Annotated in this window: 1 protein-coding gene; it reads right to left on the reverse strand. The window is 67.7% G+C overall.

Annotation, left to right across the window (positions count from 1 at the left end; translation table 11 throughout):
- Positions 1-35: 35 nt before the first annotated feature.
- Positions 36-1,102 (reverse strand): IS630 family transposase gene (locus ACTWP8_RS38155; protein WP_443326638.1). Its coding sequence is split into 2 segments (ribosomal slippage): positions 36-656 and positions 659-1,102, totalling 1,065 coding nucleotides; the frame shifts between segments, so codons are not numbered across the junction.
- Positions 1,103-1,174 lie beyond the last annotated feature (72 nt).

Here is a 1,174-nt window from a genome sequence, read left to right on the forward strand (position 1 = left end):
CTACTGAGGTTGAACTCGTGGTGTCGTGTCGTTGCTCAGGCGGGTCTGATGGTCAGGCCGGTCTCGGCGAGGCAGCCGTCTATGAGGTGGCTGCGGTACTGGATGTGCCGTAGGCCGCGTCGGATGCGCTGGATGAGGTGTTCGGGGGTGGTGAAGGCGACGTTGGAGAGCCAGCCGCGTCGCAGGAGGGACCAGATGCCTTCGACGGGGTTGAGGTCGGGTGCGTATGGCGGCAGGTAGTAGATGGTCAGCCAGTCCCGTGAAGCGGCGAACTCCCGTAACTCGGCAGCTTTGTGGACGTTCAGGTTGTCCCAGATGAGCACGATCGAGCCACCGAGTTGCTGGTGGGCTGCGATCAGCAGGTCCCGGTAGTCGCGCCAGGAGAAGCTCTTGCGACCGTCGCGTCGGCCGTCGTCTCTGCGCGGACGGTAGACCAGCCGGGACCGGTGGCCGGGTTTGTAGCAGGTCAGCGCGGCGATGGATATCCGTCTGCGGGAGCGGCCGCGTACCCGCACCACCGGGGTCCGGCCGCGCTGCGACCAGGTCTTCGCCTGCGGCGGCGTCATGGAGAATCCGGCTTCGTCCTCGAAAACGAGCCAGGCTCCACGGGCCGCCGCGAGTCTTCCGCGCAAGGCCACACCTCCTTGGCCCACCCGGCCACGGCGTCGTCGTCCCGCTCCATGGCGCGTCGGGCCGGTACCTGGCAGGACCAGCCGTTGCGCACCAGCAGCTTGCGCACGCCCTGGATCGTGTAGGTCAGGTGGAAGCGCCGACCGATCACGGTCTTGATCCGGTTCAGCGTCCACCGCTGGTCCTCCCAGCCGTGCGCGGCCGGCCCTTTGGCCAGTTCCCGCTCCAGCTGAGCGAACTGCTCTTCGCTCAGCCGCGGCAGCGATGCAGGGCCCTGCGACCGCAATGCCCGCGGACCGTTCTCGGCCCAGGTCCGCCGCCACCGCTGCACCGACCGGACACTGACCCGCAGCTCCTTGGCGATCAACGCGTTCGTCTCACCCCGGGCGAACCGCTCGGCCGCCTGAAGCCGTAACTGCTCGCGGAACTGCTGCCGTTCGACAGACAGCCCGCCACCCTGTGGATACCGCATCGCCCAGGTGATACCGCACGGACCAGGAGCCGTCAGCCCCCTACGACACCACGAGTTCAACCTCAGTAACCC

The organism is Streptomyces sp. 7N604, from assembly GCF_052245475.1.
GTDB lineage: Bacteria > Actinomycetota > Actinomycetes > Streptomycetales > Streptomycetaceae > Streptomyces.